The sequence below is a fragment of the Niallia sp. FSL W8-0951 genome (genome assembly GCF_038006525.1).
In the GTDB taxonomy this organism is placed as follows: Bacteria; Bacillota; Bacilli; order Bacillales; family Cytobacillaceae; genus Niallia; species Niallia circulans.
Genome location: NZ_JBBOVK010000001.1, coordinates 2,404,232 through 2,423,615, shown reverse-complemented (window position 1 = coordinate 2,423,615; position 19,384 = coordinate 2,404,232). Strand labels below are relative to the sequence as shown.

Genomic DNA, 19,384 nt, shown 5'->3' with positions numbered 1-19,384 from the left:
GGGAGCGAGTAGAAATGAAAAAAAGAATCGCCGTATTGCCAGGTGATGGAATTGGACCTGAAATAGTAGCAGGCGCTATAAAGATTTTGCAAACAATAGAGACATTATTTAGTCATCAGTTTGAGATTACATTCGCAGATATTGGTGGATGCGCGACAGATAAAACAGGTACGCCATTGCCTAATGAGACGATTGCCATTTGTAAAAATAGTGATGCAATTCTTTTAGGGGCAGTAGGGGGACCGAAATGGGATGCGCTTCCTGTTGAAAAACGTCCAGAACAAGGATTATTAAAAATAAGAAAAGAATTGAACTTATTTGCAAATATTCGTCCAACAACCTGTTATGAAAGCTTGGCGGAAGCATCTCCCCTTAAAGCAGATATTATTGAAGGAGTAGATTTGGTTGTTGTCCGCGAATTGACAGGCGGCATCTATTTTGGAAAGCCAAGCGAACGAACGACTATCGATGGGAAACCTGGTGCTGTAGATACACTATTATACAAAAATGAAGAAATCGAGCGAGTTATCGAGAAAGCATTTGAAATTGCTAAAACGCGTTCAAAAAAAGTTACATCTGTTGATAAAGCAAATGTTTTAGAGACTAGTAGAGTATGGCGGGAAATCGCAAGCAAAATAGCGGAAAAATATCCAGATGTTATGCTTGAACATATGCTTGTAGATAATGCAGCAATGCAGCTTGTTCGAAATCCAAAACAATTTGATGTGATTGTCACAGAAAATATGTTTGGCGATATCTTAAGCGATGAAGCATCTGTTTTAACAGGGTCATTAGGAATGCTGGCATCTAGCAGCATGTCAGCAGATGGACCATATCTTTATGAACCGATCCACGGATCTGCTCCAGATATTGCCGGAGAAAATATCGCTAATCCCCTTGCGACAATTTTATCTGTAAGTATGATGCTGCGATTATCTTTTCAAATGGAGAAAGAAGCTGCGATTATAGAAGAGGCGGTAAATAATGTTCTAAATCAAGGTTATAGAACAAGAGATATACTTTCACCGAATTGTAAAATTGTTTCGACAACTGCGATGGTGGAAGCAGTAGAGAAAGAAATTCATCAGCTTGTTAAAGTGACACAAGTTATATAAAAAGGCTGCTGTTATGCTGTGGGATTATGAGTTTGGCTGATAACAAGTTAGCTGAAAAAAATAGAAAACCACCTTGAGAACAGCTCAAATTTATGTGAAAACTGCACAACAGGCATATAAAAAAACACAGTTCGTCAAAAGTGGCAGTGATTGGATAAGGGACTAATATTAGAGAGAAATAGAATGTTAAAGGGCTTGTCAAAAGAATACTTTGACAGCCCTTTAATCAACAACAGGGAAAAAATATGGATTGGAGGGTAAAGTAATGGGAAAATCCATTATCGATAAAATTTGGGAAAAACATGTAGTACATAGAGAAGAGGGAAAACCGGATTTATTATATATTGATTTGCATCTTGTCCATGAAGTAACCTCACCACAAGCATTTTCCGGATTAAGAATGAAAAATCGCAAAGTGAGAAGGCCAGACCGAACGTTTGCCACAATGGATCATAATGTGCCAACGATTAACCGTTTTAAGATAGATGACGAAGTTGCCTTAAATCAAATGACGACATTAGAAAAGAACTGTTTAGAATTTGATATCCCATTAGCTGGTCTGCAAAGTCCGGAGCAAGGGATTGTTCATGTGATTGGTCCGGAACTTGGATTAACACAGCCAGGTAAAACAATCGTCTGTGGGGATAGTCATACATCAACACATGGTGCGTTTGGGGCGCTAGCATTTGGAATAGGCACAAGTGAGGTAGAACATGTACTCGCCACGCAAACATTATGGCAGACAAGACCAAAAACATTAAAAGTAGAGGTCAATGGAAATCTAGCATTTGGTGTAAATGCGAAAGATGTTATTCTTTATGTGCTTTCTAAGCATGGAGTCAACTTTGGAACTGGTCACGTTATTGAATATACAGGGGAAGTAATTCGCAATTTATCGATGGAAGAAAGAATGACTATATGTAATATGTCTATTGAGGGCGGAGCGCGTGCAGGCTTAATTTGTCCAGATGAAACGACTTTTGCCTATTTAAAAGGCAGAAAACACGCGCCGAAAAATTGGGAGGAAGCAGTACGAGAATGGCGTAATTTAGCTTCAGATGAGGATGCTATTTATGATAAAGTTATCACGATTGATGGCAATGATATTGCGCCAATGGTAAGCTGGGGTACCAATCCATCTATGACTGCTAAAGTAGACGAAAAGATTCCAACAGCAGATTCTTACCAAGAGGAAACGGATCGCCGCGCTTTACATAGTGCCCTTCAATATATGGGTCTAAAAGAAGGAATGGCGATCACCGATATCGAGATACAGCATGTGTTTATTGGTTCTTGTACGAATTCAAGAATAGAAGATTTAAGACAAGCTGCATCGGTGATTAAAGGACAAAAAGTTTTTCCAGGAGTAAGAGCACTAGTTGTACCAGGTTCACAGCAAGTTAAAAAACAGGCAGAAGCAGAAGGCCTAGATAAACTGTTTGTTGAAGCAGGGTTTGAGTGGCGGGATGCAGGATGCAGTATGTGCTTAAGCATGAATAACGATGTAGTTCCAAGCGGTGAGCATTGTGCTTCCACTTCTAATCGTAATTTTGAGGGAAGGCAAGGAGCTGGTGCTAGAACCCATTTAGTCAGTCCTGCAATGGCAGCAGTAGCAGCGTTAAATGGGCGATTTGTTGATATTCGCAAAATGAATGCAGAATTACAAACAACAGTGTAAAGGAGGAGTCTCTTATGAGTGGTTTTAAGAAGCTTTATGATAAAGCAGTAGCAATGGATCGAGTAAATGTGGATACAGATCAAATTATCCCTAAACAATTTTTGAAGCGTATCGAAAAGACTGGATTTGGTAGATTTGCGTTTTTTGATTGGCGCTATTTGAAAAATGGCGAACCGAATCCTGAATTTGAACTGAATCAACCTGAAAATCAAGGAGCCTCTATTTTAATTGCGAATAAAAACTTTGGATGTGGATCGTCAAGAGAGCATGCACCATGGGCATTGCAGGATTTTGGCTTTTCCGTTGTTATTGCTCCCTCTTTTGCAGATATCTTTTATCAAAACTGTTTGAAAAATGGGATGCTTCCTATTCAATTGCAGACAGACGAAGTAGAATATCTTTTAAAAGCTGCCCAAAGTCAACCCTATTTTCTTGATATAAATCTTGAAGATGAAACGGTAGAGGATGACCAAGGGTTCTCCACATCATTTTCTATTCATCCATATTGGAAAAAAATGTTGATTAACGGCTGGGATGAAATCGAAATCACCCTTCAATATAGTGATAAAATAGCAGAATACGAAAATAAAACCATTTCAAAGTAATCGAATGAAATAGATAGGACCCTTAGGAGATCACATTATTATTTTCTAAGGGTCTTTCCTTTTGCTTTATGGTTATTGTAGATTGAAAAAATTACTGCAACCACATTATGGAAGAGTCAAGTTGCATCTGAGAGAAAAAAAAGCTACACTAGCAACAAATAGAATATGTATAGGCGGTTAAAAGAATGAAGAAACGGGAGCAGGAAAAAAAGGATAACGTTGTTTTTTTTCCCGATTTAGATAAACGGTTATTGCAAAAAGGACTAGATGCAATTCAAGAAAAGCAATTCAAAGAGGCTATTTTATTTTTAGAAGAAGCAAAAGAGCGAAATCCATTTCATCGTGACATAAACATTGGACTCATTCTCGCTTACTATGAATTAGGATTGTTGGAACAGGCAAAACATCTAGCGAAAGAAACACTGAAACAAGATGACGGGGACTATATTCATGTACTTGAATTGTATATTATGATTCTGGTCCAGTTACATGAATATGAAGAAATAGTTACTACGATTGAAGGTTTGTTAGAAGAACACCAAATCCCAGCAAATAAAATAGAGCATTTCTCTAAAATGCTTTTATTTAGTAGAAAAATGGCTGAGTCTGCATCCCAGTCGCAAACAGATGATTATCGAGAAGAGGAATCTGAAGACATAAATAATAGCTTAATGAACTTAGGTGATCCACAGGAAGAAATGCTGCAAATAGCTAAAATGTCCAGCCAAAATATTCGTGCATATATAGAAGAAGTAAAGCAGTATCTTCTTGATATGGAGAAAAATCCTTTTTTAAAAACGATGCTAATCAATATTTTAAGAGAGCAAGAATATGAAAAAGAAATAGAAATTCAGAAGTTTGACCGAAAGATTGTCATACAACCAACAGCACTAAAGGATATGAAGGAACAGGAACAATATAAGAAAATTATTACTATTCTTGTTGATTATGTGGAAAGTAATAACCCTATTTTATTTGAAAATATTAAAATGTTAATTGATCGACAAATGTTTTTACTTTACCCATTTGCACTAGAAGAATACAAGGATGAAACATGGGCTGCGGCTTATCATGCAGTTGTAAACCAATATTTTGGCCAAGAGGATGAGGAAGAAATATTTGTATTATATGAACTAGATGAGACTGAATTTGAACAAGCAAAAACGTTTATTTATCAGTTGGAGCAAATTTCTTATCCTAATATTTAGGCAAGGATGTTGAAACAACTAGAACCTATGATATAATGTAATGGTTGCATTTAGAAAATGCGAAGATGCATATTTCTTACTAGATAACTTTTTTCCCATTAGGAGGTTCTTTCTGTTTCGATAGAAATAGTAGCCAAACAAGAATAAAGAAGTTAATCTATACATTAGTAGAAGTAATGAAAAAGTAGAATAGATTGTTGGAGGGAATTTATAGTATGTCAGCTAAATGGGAAGTTTTAGAAGGGAACCGCGGTGTTCTTACAATTGAATTAGATGCAGAAAAACTAAACGAAGGTTTAGATTTAGCATTTAAAAAAGTAGTTAAGCAAGTAAACATTCCAGGTTTCCGTAAAGGTAGAATTCCACGTGGAATGTTTGAACAACGCTTTGGTGTGGAGTCTTTATACCAAGATGCAATTGATATTCTTTTACCAGAAGCTTATGCAAATGCAATTGATGAAACTGGAATCGAGCCAGTTGATCGTCCTGAAATCGATGTAGAACAAATCGAAAAAGGAAAATCTTTAATTTTCAAAGCAACTGTTACTGTTAAACCTGAAGTAACATTAGGTGAATACAAAGGGTTAGAAGTACCTGCTGTAGAAACAACAGTTACAGATGAAGAAGTAGAAGCAGAAATTAAAGCATTGCAAGAAAAACAAGCTGAATTAGTAGTAAAAGAAGAAGGAACTGCTGAATTAGGAGATACAGTTGTTATCGACTTCGAAGGATTCCAAGATGGAGTTGCTTTTGAAGGTGGAACTGCTGAGAACTTCTCATTAGAACTTGGTTCAGGTCAATTTATCCCTGGATTTGAAGAAAAATTAGTGGGAGTTGCAACTGGTGAATCAACTGAAGTTGAAGTTACATTCCCTGAAGAATACCATGCTGAAGATTTAGCTGGTAAGCCTGCTACATTTAAAGTAACGGTTCACGAAATCAAAGGGAAAGAACTTCCTGAATTAGATGATGAATTTGCTAAAGATGTAGATGAAGAAGCAGAAACATTAGCTGAATTAAAAGAAAAAATTAAAACTCGTTTAGAAAATGATAAAAAACATCAAGCAGAGCACACAGTTCGTGATACAGTTGTAGAAAAAGCTTCTGAAAATGCGAAAATGGATATTCCATCAGCAATGATTGATACAGAAATTGACCGCATGATGAGTGAATTTGAACAACGTTTACAAATGCAAGGGATGAATCTTGAGCTATACTTCCAATTCTCAGGACAAGATGAAGCAGCACTTAAAGATCAAATGAAAGAAGACGCTGAGAAGCGTGTTCGTTCAAACTTAACACTTGAAGCAATCGTTGCTGCAGAAAACATCGAAGTAACAGAAGAAGAAGTGAATGCTGAACTTGAAAATATGTCTCAAATGTACAATATGCCAGTAGATGCTATTAAACAAGCACTAGGCGGCGTTGAAAACTTACAAATGGACATAAAAATGAGAAAAGCAATCGATTTCCTTGTAGAAAACAGTAAAACTGTTGCATAATAGAAGTAAGTAAAAAAACTAAGGCGCGACTATTTCGTGCCTTAGTTTTATATTAGTGTTAAATAACATATAATATGGGTAACTATAAAATAAGTTACTCTAACCGTACAGGAGAATACAATCAAATAAGAGATAATTTTCCAGATTTAAAGAAGCGAAATCTGGTTATGATTAAAGAAGTATATCCATTTTACCGTTATTGGATGATAGAGAACTGCAAATCCGAGTTGTATTATTTCCTGTACATTACTATCATGTGATACAATTCAATACATAACTGTTGAAAAAAGTAAAATTTGTTTCTGAACAAATAATAATCCGTAACGGTAAAAATATACAAAAAGAAGTTTTAAGGGGTGAAGGCATGTTTAAATTTAATGACGAAAAGGGCCAGCTAAAATGTTCATTCTGCGGAAAGACACAGGATCAAGTTCGTAAATTAGTTGCTGGACCTGGTGTATACATTTGTGACGAATGTATAGAACTATGTACAGAAATCGTAGAAGAAGAATTAGGGACAGAAGAAGAAGTAGAATTTAAAGATGTACCAAAGCCAGCAGAAATTCGCGATATTCTTAACGAATATGTAATTGGACAGGATCAAGCGAAAAAGGCTCTTTCTGTTGCAGTGTATAATCATTACAAACGTATTAACTCAAATAGTAAAATTGATGATGTAGAATTATCAAAAAGTAATATTGCGTTAATCGGACCAACTGGTAGCGGTAAAACACTTCTTGCCCAAACATTGGCAAGAATATTAAATGTACCATTTGCTATTGCAGATGCAACTAGTCTAACAGAAGCTGGATATGTAGGAGAAGATGTCGAGAATATTCTTTTGAAATTAATCCAGTCTGCAGATTATGATGTAGAAAAAGCAGAAAAGGGTATTATTTATATCGACGAAATTGATAAAGTAGCACGTAAATCTGAAAATCCTTCTATTACACGTGATGTTTCCGGTGAAGGGGTTCAGCAAGCATTATTAAAAATTCTAGAGGGTACCGTAGCAAGTGTTCCACCCCAAGGTGGCAGAAAGCATCCTCATCAAGAATTCATTCAAATTGACACAACGAATATTCTCTTTATTTGTGGTGGAGCATTTGATGGCATTGAACCAATCATTAAAAGACGCCTAGGTCAAAAAGTAATTGGATTTGGTTCTGATGGTAAACAAGCTGAAATAGAAGATAAAGATTTATTATCTAAAGTACTTCCAGAAGATTTATTACGTTTTGGGTTAATACCTGAATTTATTGGGCGTCTTCCAGTTATTGCTAGTCTTGGTCAATTAGACGAAGAAGCATTAATGGAAATATTAACAAAACCAAAAAATGCATTAGTAAAACAATTTAAGAAAATGATGGAATTAGATGATGTCGAATTAGAATTTGAAGAAGAAGCACTGAAAGAAATTGCAAAAAAAGCAATTGAAAGAAAAACAGGTGCACGCGGATTACGTTCTATTATCGAAGGCATTATGTTGGATGTAATGTTTGACCTGCCTTCAAGAGAAGACATTGTTAAATGCGTCATTACGAAAGAAACAGTAACGGATAATGCTTCACCTAAGCTTGTTCTAGAAGATGGAACAGTGGTGGATAAAGAAACAAAAACTTCAGCTTAACAACAGTTACAAGAAAGAATCAATGATATCTATCATTGGTTCTTTTTTTTGGTGAAAGTAGAAGGATGCAACAATTCCTCCAAGATCATACTCAATTTCTAATCATCAATTATCTTATCGTTCCTATATATTTTTTCCATGAAATCTTGTTTATTCCAACAAAGGGAAGGAGATACTATTTTTTATAGACAAGGCACAATTTGTATATAGTATTTATGGAAGAATTTATTTATAGACTGATATGACTGCCGAATTAAATGCTGGCATTCAGTCTAAAAAAAATTCCTTCCCATCCAAGCTGTAGGGATAGATACATATCGCTAACCATTGAAGGAAACTTGAGCTAATACATGTGCGAAGTTTTAAAACAACAAGATTTCAGGAGGTAATTTTTTTATGAGTTGGGCGGAGATTGCTTTATTTGTACAACTATTCTTTGGAATTATCATCGGACTATATTTCTGGAATTTATTAAAAAGCCAGAGAACCCAAAAAGTTTCGATTGATCGGGAATCAAAAAAAGAAATGGATCAATTAAGAAAGATGCGCGCCATATCATTAACGGAACCTCTTTCTGAAAAAGTACGTCCAACAAGCTTCTCAGATATTGTGGGACAAGAAGATGGAATCAAAGCTTTAAGAGCCGCTCTCTGTGGACCCAATCCCCAACATGTCATTATTTATGGACCACCAGGGGTTGGAAAAACAGCGGCAGCTAGGCTTGTATTAGAAGAAGCGAAGAAAAATCAGAAGTCACCCTTTAAACCAAACTCTGTATTTGTAGAATTAGATGCTACGACAGCTAGATTTGATGAAAGAGGGATAGCGGATCCATTAATCGGTTCTGTACACGATCCGATTTATCAAGGGGCTGGAGCCATGGGACAAGCTGGAATCCCACAGCCAAAACAAGGTGCTGTTACAAATGCACATGGTGGTGTTCTATTTATTGATGAAATCGGAGAATTACATTCTACACAAATGAATAAGCTTCTAAAAGTGTTAGAAGACAGAAAAGTTTTTTTGGAAAGTGCTTATTACAATGAAGAGAATACGCAAATTCCTTCTCATATACATGATATTTTTAAAAATGGACTTCCGGCTGATTTTCGGTTAATAGGGGCAACGACAAGAACGCCAAACGAAATACCTCCAGCAATTCGCTCAAGATGTATGGAAGTATTTTTTCGAGAATTAACGAAAGAAGAAGTGATTCAAATTGGCAAAAAAGCTGCTGATAAGGTGAAGATGCGGATAAGTGAGAAAGCCCTTGATACACTTTCTGAATATGCAAGAAATGGAAGAGAGGCTGTTAATATGGTCCAGATATCTGCTGGACTAGCAATTGGAGAAAATCGTGATTTTATAAAAGATGATGAAGTAGAATGGGTGATTCATTCTAGTCAACTTTCTCCAAGAATGGAAAGGAAAATTAATAACCATTCCGTTATTGGAGCGGTTAATGGACTAGCAGTATATGGTGCTAATATCGGGGCACTGTTGGAAATTGAGGTAACGGTAATTCCAGCAAAAGATGGAAAAGGAAGCATAAATATTACGGGAATTGTCGAGGAAGAGAGTATTGGTGGACAAGGCAAGTCTATTAGACGGAAAAGTATGGCGAAGGGTTCCATTGAAAATGTCATTACTGTTTTACGTTCTATGGATGTTCCCGCTGATCAATTTGATATTCATGTAAACTTTCCAGGCGGTATACCAATTGATGGACCCTCTGCGGGCATTTCAATGGCTACAGGGATTTATTCAGCGATCTACAAGCAACCTGTTGATCGCCAAGTAGCGATGACTGGTGAGATCAGTATTCACGGAAAAGTGAAGCCTATTGGCGGAGTTGTTGCAAAGGTGAAAGCTGCTAAAGCTGCGGGCGTTCAAAAAGTTATTATCCCGCAGGAAAATATGCAGGCGATATTAGAGGAAATAAAGGATATCACCATTATACCTGTGCAAACATTAAATGAAGTGTTGGAGAATGCGCTCCTTAAAGAAGAATGGAAAGAAGAAGCAATCCCAGCTTCCACCATTGCATTATCAAAGAAAGATAGTATCTAATTTTAAGCTAAAATGCTACTTAAATAAAGCATTGTCATGGTCGGCTAATTCGGTATAGGGAGAGTTAGTCGGCGTTTTTTTTGCGGAAAATAATCTAAACGAGCTTTATATGTATTTCGTGCAGAAAGATCCCTCTAAATGAAGGCTATATTTTCATAAATCCAATTATTATTATATAATTGAATATATATGTATAAGCATAAAAACAGTCTTTTTTCTTGAATGGAAATCGTTTAAATAAGCCATTTTAAATAAGGAAGGCTTGTTTTTAATTGCAATCTTCTCTTTTTATCTTTCTGCTTTCTTTAAGGAGCCATATCCATAAGGATCAGCAAAAAAATCGAGGGAGAAAAGTAGTTCTATTTTTACGGCTTGTCTAATAACCCTAGTTAATAGACACATTTTCATAAATAAGATAGAATTGTACAAAGCATTAGAATGCAAAGGGAGCCTATGTGGTAAATAATGATTAGAAATAGGCGATATAAGGAAAGAGATTTTTAAAGCTGGAGGTGCAACGTGATGGAGGAAAATAAAAAAACAGTAGTCCCCCTCCTGCCGCTTCGAGGTTTGCTGGTTTATCCAACGATGGTGCTTCATTTAGATGTTGGTCGTGATAAGTCAGTGCAAGCTCTCGAAAAAGCAATGGTAGAAGACCATTTAATTTTTCTTACAATGCAAAAAGATATGGATATAGATGAACCTGAAGAAGAGGATCTATATAAAATGGGAACTTTAACAAAGGTAAAGCAAATGTTAAAGCTGCCAAATGGAACAATTAGAGTTCTTGTTGAAGGGGTACAAAGAGCAGAATTAGAAGAATTGATAGAGGAAGATGGTTATTTTGCTGCAAGTCTACGTTTGTTTGAAGAAGAAACTACCAAAGACGTAGAAGATGAAGCATTAATGAGAACAATGCTTCAATATTTTGAGCAATACATAAAAATTTCAAAAAAAATATCGCATGAAACATATGCAGCTGTTTCCGATATGGAAGAGCCTGGAAGAATGGCTGATATCATTGCTTCCCATCTACCGATTAAATTAAAAGAAAAACAGCAAATTTTAGAAACTTTAAATAATAAGCAGAGAATGAATTATGTTATCGACATTATTCAAAACGAAAAAGAGGTGTTAAACCTCGAGAAGAAAATAGGTCAGCGCGTAAAGAAATCAATGGAAAGAACACAAAAGGAATACTATTTACGCGAACAAATGAAAGCCATTCAAAAAGAATTAGGCGACAAAGATGGCAAAACTGGCGAAGTCAGTACACTGCTTGAAAAAATTGAAGAGGCTGGTATGCCAGACCATGTAAAGGTAACTGCATTAAAAGAATTAGATCGCTATGAAAAAATTCCTTCCACCTCTGCAGAAAGTTCTGTCATCCGCAATTATATTGACTGGCTCTTGGCATTACCATGGACCAATGCAACAGAGGATGACTTGGATCTTATTAAGGCAGAAAAAATCCTTAATGACGATCACCATGGCTTAGAAAAGGTAAAAGAAAGGGTATTGGAGTATTTAGCTGTACAAAAGCTGACAAATTCTTTGAAAGGACCCATTCTTTGTCTTGCAGGACCTCCTGGAGTGGGGAAAACAAGTCTTGCTCGTTCGATAGCTCGTTCTTTAAATCGTAACTTTGTCCGCATCTCTTTAGGTGGTGTGCGTGATGAATCAGAAATTAGAGGGCATAGACGAACTTACGTTGGAGCGATGCCAGGAAGAATCATTCAAGGAATGAAAAAAGCAGAAACCATTAATCCAGTATTTTTATTAGATGAGATTGATAAAATGTCTAATGATTTCCGCGGTGATCCTTCTTCGGCCATGCTAGAAGTACTTGATCCAGAACAAAACCATAACTTCAGTGATCATTATATTGAAGAAACTTATGATTTATCGAAAGTTATGTTTATCGCAACAGCTAATAATTTAGCTACCATTCCTGGTCCATTACGTGATAGAATGGAAATTATCTCGATAGCTGGATATACAGAAATCGAGAAAATTCATATTGCGAAAGATCATCTATTGCCTAAACAAATTAAAGATCATGGATTATCGAAAGCACAGCTTCAAATTAGAGAAGATGGATTCCAGAAAATTGTTCGTCTCTATACTAGAGAAGCGGGAGTACGTACTTTAGAAAGACAATTAGCTACAATTTGCCGCAAAACAGCAAGAATGATTGTAACAGCTGAGAAGAAAAAAGTCGTTATTACAGCTAAAAATGTGGAGGATTTCCTAGGTAAGCCAATTTTTCATTATGGTCAAGCAGAGGAAGAGGATCAAGTTGGCGTAGCAACTGGCCTTGCCTATACTACAGTTGGCGGTGATACTTTGCAAATTGAAGTATCCTTGGCACCGGGAAAAGGTAAATTAGTCTTGACGGGAAAATTAGGGGATGTAATGAAGGAATCTGCCCAAGCGGCATTCAGCTATATACGTTCTAAATCGGAAGAGCTGGGCATTGATGCGAATTTCCATGAGAAATATGATATTCATATTCATGTTCCAGAAGGTGCTGTTCCAAAGGATGGTCCATCTGCAGGAATCACCATGGTAACCGCACTTGTTTCTGCTCTTTCTGGAAAGCCAATCAAGAAAGAGGTTGGAATGACGGGAGAGGTAACATTGAGAGGCCGTGTTCTTCCAATTGGAGGATTAAAGGAAAAATCTCTTGGTGCTCATCGTGCTGGATTAAAGACAATTATTATCCCGAAAGATAATGCGAAGGATATCGATGATGTTCCTGAAAGTGTAAGAGAAGAACTAGACTTTATCCTTGTTTCACATGTAGATGAAGTATTAAAACACGCGTTGAACGGAAGTGTAAATCTTTGAAAGTAAATCAAGCAGAAATAGTAATTAGTGCCGTAAAACCCAATCAATATCCGGAAGGAAATCTGCCAGAGTTTGCTTTAGCGGGTAGATCGAATGTTGGTAAATCTTCTTTCATTAATCGCATGCTTGGGCGAAAAGCGTTAGCTCGCATTTCCTCGAAACCAGGGAAAACACAAACATTAAATTTTTACTTAATTAATGAAATCATGCACTTTGTAGATGTACCTGGTTATGGATATGCAAAAGTTTCGAAAAAGGAACGAGAAGCATGGGGAAAAATGCTGGAAACGTATTTCACCTCAAGAGAACAATTAAAAGCAGTAGTTTTAATTACAGATCTTCGCCATCCGCCAACTGCTGATGATATTTTAATGTACGACTTTTTAAAGCATTATGGGATTCCATGTGTGGTAATTGCGACAAAAGCCGATAAAATATCAAAATCTCAATGGCAAAAACATTTAAAGGTAACAAAAGAAACATTAGGACTAAGTGCAGATGATTACCTTATCCTATTTTCTTCTGAAACTGGAGAAGGTAAAGATAAAGTTTGGTCATTACTAGAGCATTTAGCTAATAAATAAAAAAAGCGACTCACATCAGCTAGTAAGGTTGAAAAGTGAGTCGCTTTTTATATTTGTGTATAAATGAAATATTTTCCTGATTAGCCAGCCTATAGAACTTCCGACCCGCGGAAAGCGAAGAGGAAATCAGGCAGTGAGTTTTACTGAAAGACACCCTGCACTATGTATGAACATCTTTATTTCCCCTTTTTCGAAACTAAATAATATCCCCCCAGGATAATGAATAAAATAGGTATTAAATTATTTAACGTGTGAGGACTTATCTTTAAGAATGTTAGCGAACCAAGAATTTCTTGATAGAAGAGCAAAAGAACAGCTAACAAAAGAAAAAGAAGACCATTTAATAAGCCATGACCTGTTTTATGATTTTGAAGAATAAAGCCAAGGGCGATAATCAGAATAAAAGTGCCCGTATGATCAGGCCAAATAGCAAGTTTATTCACTAAGTGAAAGTGTAAACCAAAGCCAGTTAAAATCACACCTGGCAAAATGACGCCATAATCCTTTCCCCCATAACCTTGAAAAAGAAAAGCAATTCCAATGATAATTAACAGGGTTGGCCAAGTATACAGATTGGGTAGAATAGTAATATCAAATTCCTTTAAGATAAAATAAATTCCAAAACCGATTAATACGATACCAGAGAACCATTTTTGTGTTTTCATTATTTCCTCCACTTCCAAAAAACTAAGCTTGAATACATAGAAGATTTTTGTTACTGTACAATGAGTAAAGTGCTATATTGTACAAAAAAACGAATAAAATAACGATAATTTTGCAAAAGAAGTACAAACTATTATAGTAAATAACGTAAGTATAATTCTTTTTCTATTATCAATACTATATCTTACCATATGAATTCACAATTTGTTCACAATTAATAGGCAAATTGTTACCCATTTTTGAAATGATTTTGTTATAATAACTACATGTTAATAATTATTATAATTTAATCCATTTATATAAAGGGTTTAAAAATATTCGATAGGAAAAATTAGGTACTAACTTACTTTGGGGGTGTCATAAAGAAATGCATATAGTAGCTGTCGGACTAAATTTTAAAACGGCCCCAGTAGAAATTCGTGAACGTTTAACATTTGATTCAGAGCAAATAGGGGAAGCTATGAATCAATTACAAAATAAAAAAAGCATTTTAGAAAATGTGATTATATCAACATGTAATCGTACGGAAATATATGCAGTAGTAGATCAGCTTCATACTGGTCGCTATTATATCAAACAATTTTTAGCAGAGTGGTTTCAATTGGAACAAGAAGAGTTTGTTCCTTATTTATTTGTGTATGAACAAGATGGTGCATTAAACCATTTATTCCAAGTGACATGTGGCTTAAATTCCATGGTTGTTGGAGAAACACAGATTTTAGGGCAGATACGAACTAGCTTCTTAACAGCGCAATCCATTAAATCGACTGGATCGGTATTTAATCAGTTATTTAAGCAAGCTATTACCTTTGCGAAAAAAGCACATACAGAAACAGACATTGGTGCGAACGCTGTCTCTGTAAGTTATGCTGCGGTAGAATTGGCGAAAAAAATATTTGGGACCTTGCTAAATAAGAATGTCCTTATATTAGGTGCAGGAAAGATGGGCGAGCTTGCTATTCAGAATCTGTATAGCAATGGAGCAAAAAACGTAACTGTGATAAATCGCACATTTGAGAAGGCGGAAGTTCTTGCTCATCGTTTCGAAGGTCAGGCCAAACCAATGAATGAACTTCAATGTGCATTAATAGATGCAGATATTGTGATTAGTTCAACTGGATCCAATACATTTGTTATTACAAAGGCAATGATGAAGGCTGTGGAGAAAATTCGTAAAGGAAATCCGCTATTCATGGTTGATATTGCTGTGCCAAGAGATTTAGATCCGGAAATCGCGGAGTTAGATAGCGTATTCCTTTATGATATTGACGATTTGGAAGGAATTGTAGAAGCAAATCTGCAAGAACGACAAAAAGTAGCAGAAAAGATTATGATCATGATAGAGGCAGAAATTATCGAGTTTAATCAATGGCTTCACTTATTAGGGGTGGTGCCGGTCATTTCTGCTCTTCGTGAGAAGGCACTTGCTATTCAAAGTGAAACAATGAAAAGTCTAGATAGAAAACTGCCTAACCTTACTGAAAGAGAAAGAAAGATTTTAAATAAGCATACGAAGAGCATTGTGAATCAAATGCTAAAAGATCCAATTCTTCAAGCGAAGGAATTAGCGGCTCAACCTGATGCAGATCAATCGATGCAGCTATTTATGAAAATCTTTAATTTAGAAGCCGATGCACCGAAAGAAGTGAACGATATAGGAAGGAAAGAAGAAAAAGAAGCATTTTCTCCAATTGCACAGCCATCTATTCAAGTGTGATGGTGATAATGATTGGAGGGCTTATCCTGTGTGTGAATGAAGCACTTGATTCCTTTCCTTTAATCAGCCGATAATAAACTTTGTCGGGGCAGAGTTTCACTTTCCTTTTCCTAGGTTAAAATATAGATGGGGTTACAGAAATAAGAGTTATATTAAGTTAAAAAACTTGGTATTATGATCTTTTATGTTCGAAGGGGAAGCGTTGATGCAGGATATTTTTATGACTAGGCTCCATGAATTCACGATTATTCTTTATGCGTTATCTGTGCTATTATATTTTTTTGATTTTATGCATAATAACCAGAGAGCAAATCGAGTCGCTTTCTGGTTACTTTTATTTGTCTGGATATTACAATCATCTTTCCTAATTATCTATATAATGGAGATGAATAGGTTTCCGATTCTCACAATTATGGAAGGACTATACTTTTATTCTTGGGTATTGGTAACCTTTTCTTTGGTAATAAATAAGTGGTTGGAAATTGATTTTATTGTGTTTTTTACTAATGTTGTCGGATTTATTGTTATGGCAATACATACTTTTGCGCCTGCACGCGATTCTGCGATAACTCATGCGGAACAGGTTGTTTCTGAGTTACTGTTCATTCATGTAACAGCAGCCCTTTTAGCCTATGGTATGTTTACGATCTCTTTTATTCTTTCTGTTCTTTATTGTATACAATATGATTTATTGAAACAGAAAAAATGGGGAAGGAGAGTTATGCGGATCGCTGATTTAGCCAAACTAGAACATATATCTTACTTATTAAGTGTGTTTGGTGTACCATTATTATTAATTGGTTTAATTCTTGGGGTGCAATGGGCCATTATTCAAAAACCAGATTTTCTCTGGTATGATCCGAAAATAATCAGCTCCTTTATTGTGTTACTCGTCTATAGCAGCTTTTTGTATTTACGAGTTTCCCAAAAAATGAGGGGGAAAAATATTGCCCTCTTAAATATTGCTAGTTTTTTAATTATGTTAATTAATTTCTTGTTAGTAGGTAATTTTTCCACCTTTCATTATTAAAAGGAAGACTACATAACGGAAATGTTGGAGGTACTTTTATGCGTAAAATAATTGTTGGTTCGAGGAAAAGTAAGCTTGCCATTACTCAGACGAATTGGGTAATTAATCAGCTGAAGAAATTAGATTCTTCTTTTGAATTTGAAGTGAAGGAAGTGGTTACAAAGGGAGATGTTGTGCTCGATGTCACTTTATCCAAGGTTGGAGGAAAGGGGCTATTTGTAAAAGAAATCGAGCAAAGTATGCTGGATAAGGAAATTGATATTGCTGTTCACAGTATGAAAGATATGCCGGCTGAGCTTCCAAAAGGATTAACCATTGGCTGTATTCCTGAGCGTGAGGATTATCGAGATGCTTTGATTAGTAAAAATCATATCTCTTTAAAAGATTTAAGAGAAGGGGCAGTCATTGGGACAAGCAGCTTGCGAAGAGGTGCTCAATTACTTGCAGTTCGTCCTGACCTTGAAATCAAATGGATACGCGGAAATATAGATACCCGTCTAAATAAGCTAGAAACAGAAGAATATGATGCCATCATATTAGCTGCTGCTGGGTTAGCGAGAATGGGATGGACAAGTGATGTAGTGACAGAGTTTTTAGAGCCTGAAGTCTGCTTGCCGGCAGTTGGTCAAGGTGCCCTTGCTATTGAATGCCGTGAAGATGATAAAGAGGTATTAGAACTTCTAAGCAAGCTGTCCAACCAAGATACGACGCGTACTGTTTATGCAGAAAGAGCCTTTTTACAGCGTATGGAAGGCGGCTGCCAAGTTCCGATCGCAGGATTTGCACAAGTGAAAGAAAATGAAGTGTCATTAACAGCATTAGTTATTTCACCTGATGGGAAACAGATATATAAGGAAGAAGTATCAGGAGAAAATCCAGTAGAAGTAGGGGAGCAAGCAGCAGCCATTTTAACAGACAAAGGTGCAAAGGGCTTGATTGATCGATTGAAAGAGGAGAATATTATCGATGGCTAATCAGCTTCTTGGAAAAAAAATTCTCGTCCCACGATCAAAAAAACAAGCGAGTGTCTTGTCAAAGCAGATTATTGATTTAGGCGGTATTCCAGTTGAAGTACCATTAATCGCGTTTCGAGAAAAACAACTTCCAGATGAAGTAATTGCTTCTTTAAAAAATAAAGCATATGATTGGCTTGTCTTTACGAGCCGTAATGGAGTCGATGCTTTTTTTAAAGAAATGCACAGATTAGAATTAACCATTGTTGCTCAAATAGCCGTTATCGGTGAAAAGACGACAGCTGCTATTGCGGAATATGGGTATCAAGCAGATTTTATGCCGACATATTTTGTTGCTGAACAGTTTGCAACAGAGTTTGCAGCAGTGCTGGAAAAAAAACAGAGAGTTTTAATTATAAAAGGAAACAGATCAAGAGAATTTCTAGCAGAGCAATTAAAGAAAATATGTTTACAAGTAGATGAAGCTATATTGTATGAAACGTATTTCCCACTAGAGAGTGAAGAGCTGCTTGTTGATGAAATAAAGAAGAATGATATAGAGGTATTGCTTTTTACCAGTTCCTCCACCGCCCATCATTTTATGCAAATCATCAAAAAACATCAATTGATTGATAGGGTGGAAAGGTGTATTGTGATTAGCATTGGGCCAATCACAACAGAAACTTTGCACAGCTATGGGATGCATGTAACGATTACAGCAAAACCATATACAACTGATAGTATTCTGGAACATTTAGTGCAGTATTTAACAAAATAATTTGGAGGTAAGACCATGGTTGAATTTAAACGTCATCGCAGATTAAGACAATCTGCTTATATGAGAGCATTAGTGAAAGAAACATATGTACATTTGGATGATTTAATTTATCCGATTTTTATTACAGAAGAAGAAAATAGCAAGACTGAAATTTCTTCTATGCCTGGCATTTATCAGTTTTCAATTGATCGGTTGAAGGAAGAAATGGATGAAGTTCAGGCGCTGGGAATCAAATCTGTGTTATTATTCGGTATTCCAAAGGAAAAAGACGAATGTGGAACACAAGCATTCCACGATCATGGTATTGTTCAGGAAGGTATCAAATATATTAAAGCCAACTATCCGGACATGATTGTCATTGCAGATACATGCTTATGTGAATATACTAGCCACGGACATTGTGGTGTAATTGAAGCTGGAAGAGTGCTTAATGATGAATCATTAGAATTGCTTGTGAAGGCTGCGGTCAGCCAAGCGGAAGCTGGAGCGGATATTATTGCTCCTTCTAATATGATGGATGGCTTTGTAGCAGCTATTAGAAAAGGTTTAGATGAAGCTGGATTCATTGATATACCAATTATGAGTTATGCTGTAAAATATGCTTCTGCTTTTTACGGTCCATTCCGTGAAGCTGCTGATAGTACCCCACAATTTGGCGATCGCAAAGCCTATCAAATGGATCCCGCTAATCGTCTGGAAGCATTTAGAGAAGCAGAAAGTGATGTGGCAGAAGGAGCAGATTTTCTTATTGTTAAGCCAGGTCTTCCTTATTTAGATATTGTTCGTGATATGAAAAATGAATGGAATTTGCCGATTGTTACCTATAATGTAAGTGGAGAATACAGCATGGTAAAAGCTGCGGCACAAAATGGCTGGATTGAGGAAGATAGAATTATAATGGAAACTATGACTAGTATGAAACGTGCTGGAGCAGATTTAATTATCACCTATTTTGCTAAAGATGTTGCACGTATGTTAAAAGAACAATAAAGGAGGAAAGT

At 36.2% G+C, this 19,384-nt stretch carries 15 protein-coding genes; 14 read left to right on the top strand and 1 reads right to left on the bottom strand.

Features of this window, described 5'->3' with window-relative positions:
• The first annotated feature begins 14 nt into the window (after window positions 1-14).
• The 9 genes from leuB (at window position 15) to yihA (ending at window position 13,242) form a co-directional block, all read left to right on the top strand.
• On the top strand, window positions 15-1,115 hold the full coding sequence (leuB, locus tag NSS71_RS12160) for a 3-isopropylmalate dehydrogenase (RefSeq protein WP_047943558.1): 1,101 nt from the start codon (window positions 15-17) through the stop codon (window positions 1,113-1,115).
• A gap of 265 nt (window positions 1,116-1,380) precedes the next feature.
• Complete coding sequence (gene leuC, locus NSS71_RS12155; protein ID WP_341151734.1) at window positions 1,381-2,793, top strand: 3-isopropylmalate dehydratase large subunit; 1,413 nt, start codon at window positions 1,381-1,383, stop codon at window positions 2,791-2,793.
• Window positions 2,794-2,807: 14 nt separating this feature from the next.
• On the top strand, window positions 2,808-3,398 hold the full coding sequence (gene leuD, locus NSS71_RS12150) for a 3-isopropylmalate dehydratase small subunit (RefSeq protein WP_047943560.1): 591 nt from the start codon (window positions 2,808-2,810) through the stop codon (window positions 3,396-3,398).
• A 185-nt stretch (window positions 3,399-3,583) separates the two neighbouring features.
• Window positions 3,584-4,606, top strand: coding sequence for a tetratricopeptide repeat protein (locus NSS71_RS12145; protein ID WP_047943561.1), 1,023 nt, complete (start codon window positions 3,584-3,586; stop codon window positions 4,604-4,606).
• Between the two features lie 215 nt (window positions 4,607-4,821).
• On the top strand, window positions 4,822-6,108 hold the full coding sequence (gene tig / locus NSS71_RS12140; RefSeq protein WP_047943562.1) for a trigger factor: 1,287 nt from the start codon (window positions 4,822-4,824) through the stop codon (window positions 6,106-6,108).
• A 364-nt stretch (window positions 6,109-6,472) separates the two neighbouring features.
• Window positions 6,473-7,738 (top strand): ATP-dependent protease ATP-binding subunit ClpX, encoded by a 1,266-nt coding sequence (gene clpX, locus NSS71_RS12135; RefSeq protein WP_047943563.1) that lies wholly within the window; start codon window positions 6,473-6,475, stop codon window positions 7,736-7,738.
• 396 nt (window positions 7,739-8,134) lie between these two features.
• Window positions 8,135-9,808: an ATP-dependent protease LonB gene (lonB, locus tag NSS71_RS12130; RefSeq protein ID WP_047943564.1), complete on the top strand. Its 1,674-nt coding sequence runs from the start codon at window positions 8,135-8,137 to the stop codon at window positions 9,806-9,808.
• Between the two features lie 522 nt (window positions 9,809-10,330).
• Window positions 10,331-12,658, top strand: a complete 2,328-nt coding sequence (lon, locus tag NSS71_RS12125) for an endopeptidase La (protein ID WP_047943565.1) — start codon at window positions 10,331-10,333, stop codon at window positions 12,656-12,658.
• Entirely contained in the window at window positions 12,655-13,242 is a 588-nt protein-coding gene (yihA, locus tag NSS71_RS12120; protein WP_047943566.1) for a ribosome biogenesis GTP-binding protein YihA/YsxC, read from the top strand. The genes lon and yihA overlap by 4 nt, the downstream gene beginning before the upstream one ends.
• Before the next feature lie 176 nt (window positions 13,243-13,418).
• Here the strand turns inward: yihA and NSS71_RS12115 are convergent, their stop codons facing one another.
• Window positions 13,419-13,907 (bottom strand): LiaI-LiaF-like domain-containing protein, encoded by a 489-nt coding sequence (locus NSS71_RS12115; RefSeq protein ID WP_047943567.1) that lies wholly within the window; start codon window positions 13,905-13,907, stop codon window positions 13,419-13,421.
• Window positions 13,908-14,272: 365 nt separating this feature from the next.
• On the opposite strand from NSS71_RS12115, the gene hemA reads away from it, so the two are divergent.
• The 5 genes from hemA to hemB all read left to right on the top strand — a co-directional run bounded on the left by hemA (window position 14,273) and on the right by hemB (window position 19,373).
• Complete coding sequence (gene hemA / locus NSS71_RS12110) at window positions 14,273-15,622, top strand: glutamyl-tRNA reductase (RefSeq protein WP_047943568.1); 1,350 nt, start codon at window positions 14,273-14,275, stop codon at window positions 15,620-15,622.
• 205 nt (window positions 15,623-15,827) lie between these two features.
• Window positions 15,828-16,652, top strand: a complete 825-nt coding sequence (locus NSS71_RS12105; protein WP_047943569.1) for a cytochrome C assembly family protein — start codon at window positions 15,828-15,830, stop codon at window positions 16,650-16,652.
• 38 nt (window positions 16,653-16,690) lie between these two features.
• On the top strand, window positions 16,691-17,626 hold the full coding sequence (hemC, locus tag NSS71_RS12100; protein ID WP_061798674.1) for a hydroxymethylbilane synthase: 936 nt from the start codon (window positions 16,691-16,693) through the stop codon (window positions 17,624-17,626).
• On the top strand, window positions 17,619-18,383 hold the full coding sequence (locus NSS71_RS12095; RefSeq protein ID WP_061798672.1) for a uroporphyrinogen-III synthase: 765 nt from the start codon (window positions 17,619-17,621) through the stop codon (window positions 18,381-18,383). The genes hemC and NSS71_RS12095 overlap by 8 nt, the downstream gene beginning before the upstream one ends.
• Window positions 18,384-18,398: 15 nt before the next feature.
• Window positions 18,399-19,373, top strand: coding sequence for a porphobilinogen synthase (hemB, locus tag NSS71_RS12090; protein ID WP_047943572.1), 975 nt, complete (start codon window positions 18,399-18,401; stop codon window positions 19,371-19,373).
• Window positions 19,374-19,384 lie beyond the last annotated feature (11 nt).

Coding starts and splice junctions, on each gene's coding strand:
- leuB (WP_047943558.1), top strand. CDS start 15: ATGAAAAAAAGAATCGCCGTATTGCCAGGTGATGGAATTGGACCTGAA.
- leuC (WP_341151734.1), top strand. CDS start 1,381: ATGGGAAAATCCATTATCGATAAAATTTGGGAAAAACATGTAGTACAT.
- leuD (WP_047943560.1), top strand. CDS start 2,808: ATGAGTGGTTTTAAGAAGCTTTATGATAAAGCAGTAGCAATGGATCGA.
- NSS71_RS12145 (WP_047943561.1), top strand. CDS start 3,584: ATGAAGAAACGGGAGCAGGAAAAAAAGGATAACGTTGTTTTTTTTCCC.
- tig (WP_047943562.1), top strand. CDS start 4,822: ATGTCAGCTAAATGGGAAGTTTTAGAAGGGAACCGCGGTGTTCTTACA.
- clpX (WP_047943563.1), top strand. CDS start 6,473: ATGTTTAAATTTAATGACGAAAAGGGCCAGCTAAAATGTTCATTCTGC.
- lonB (WP_047943564.1), top strand. CDS start 8,135: ATGAGTTGGGCGGAGATTGCTTTATTTGTACAACTATTCTTTGGAATT.
- lon (WP_047943565.1), top strand. CDS start 10,331: ATGGAGGAAAATAAAAAAACAGTAGTCCCCCTCCTGCCGCTTCGAGGT.
- NSS71_RS12115 (WP_047943567.1), bottom strand. CDS start 13,907: ATGAAAACACAAAAATGGTTCTCTGGTATCGTATTAATCGGTTTTGGA.
- hemA (WP_047943568.1), top strand. CDS start 14,273: ATGCATATAGTAGCTGTCGGACTAAATTTTAAAACGGCCCCAGTAGAA.
- NSS71_RS12105 (WP_047943569.1), top strand. CDS start 15,828: ATGCAGGATATTTTTATGACTAGGCTCCATGAATTCACGATTATTCTT.
- hemC (WP_061798674.1), top strand. CDS start 16,691: ATGCGTAAAATAATTGTTGGTTCGAGGAAAAGTAAGCTTGCCATTACT.
- NSS71_RS12095 (WP_061798672.1), top strand. CDS start 17,619: ATGGCTAATCAGCTTCTTGGAAAAAAAATTCTCGTCCCACGATCAAAA.
- hemB (WP_047943572.1), top strand. CDS start 18,399: ATGGTTGAATTTAAACGTCATCGCAGATTAAGACAATCTGCTTATATG.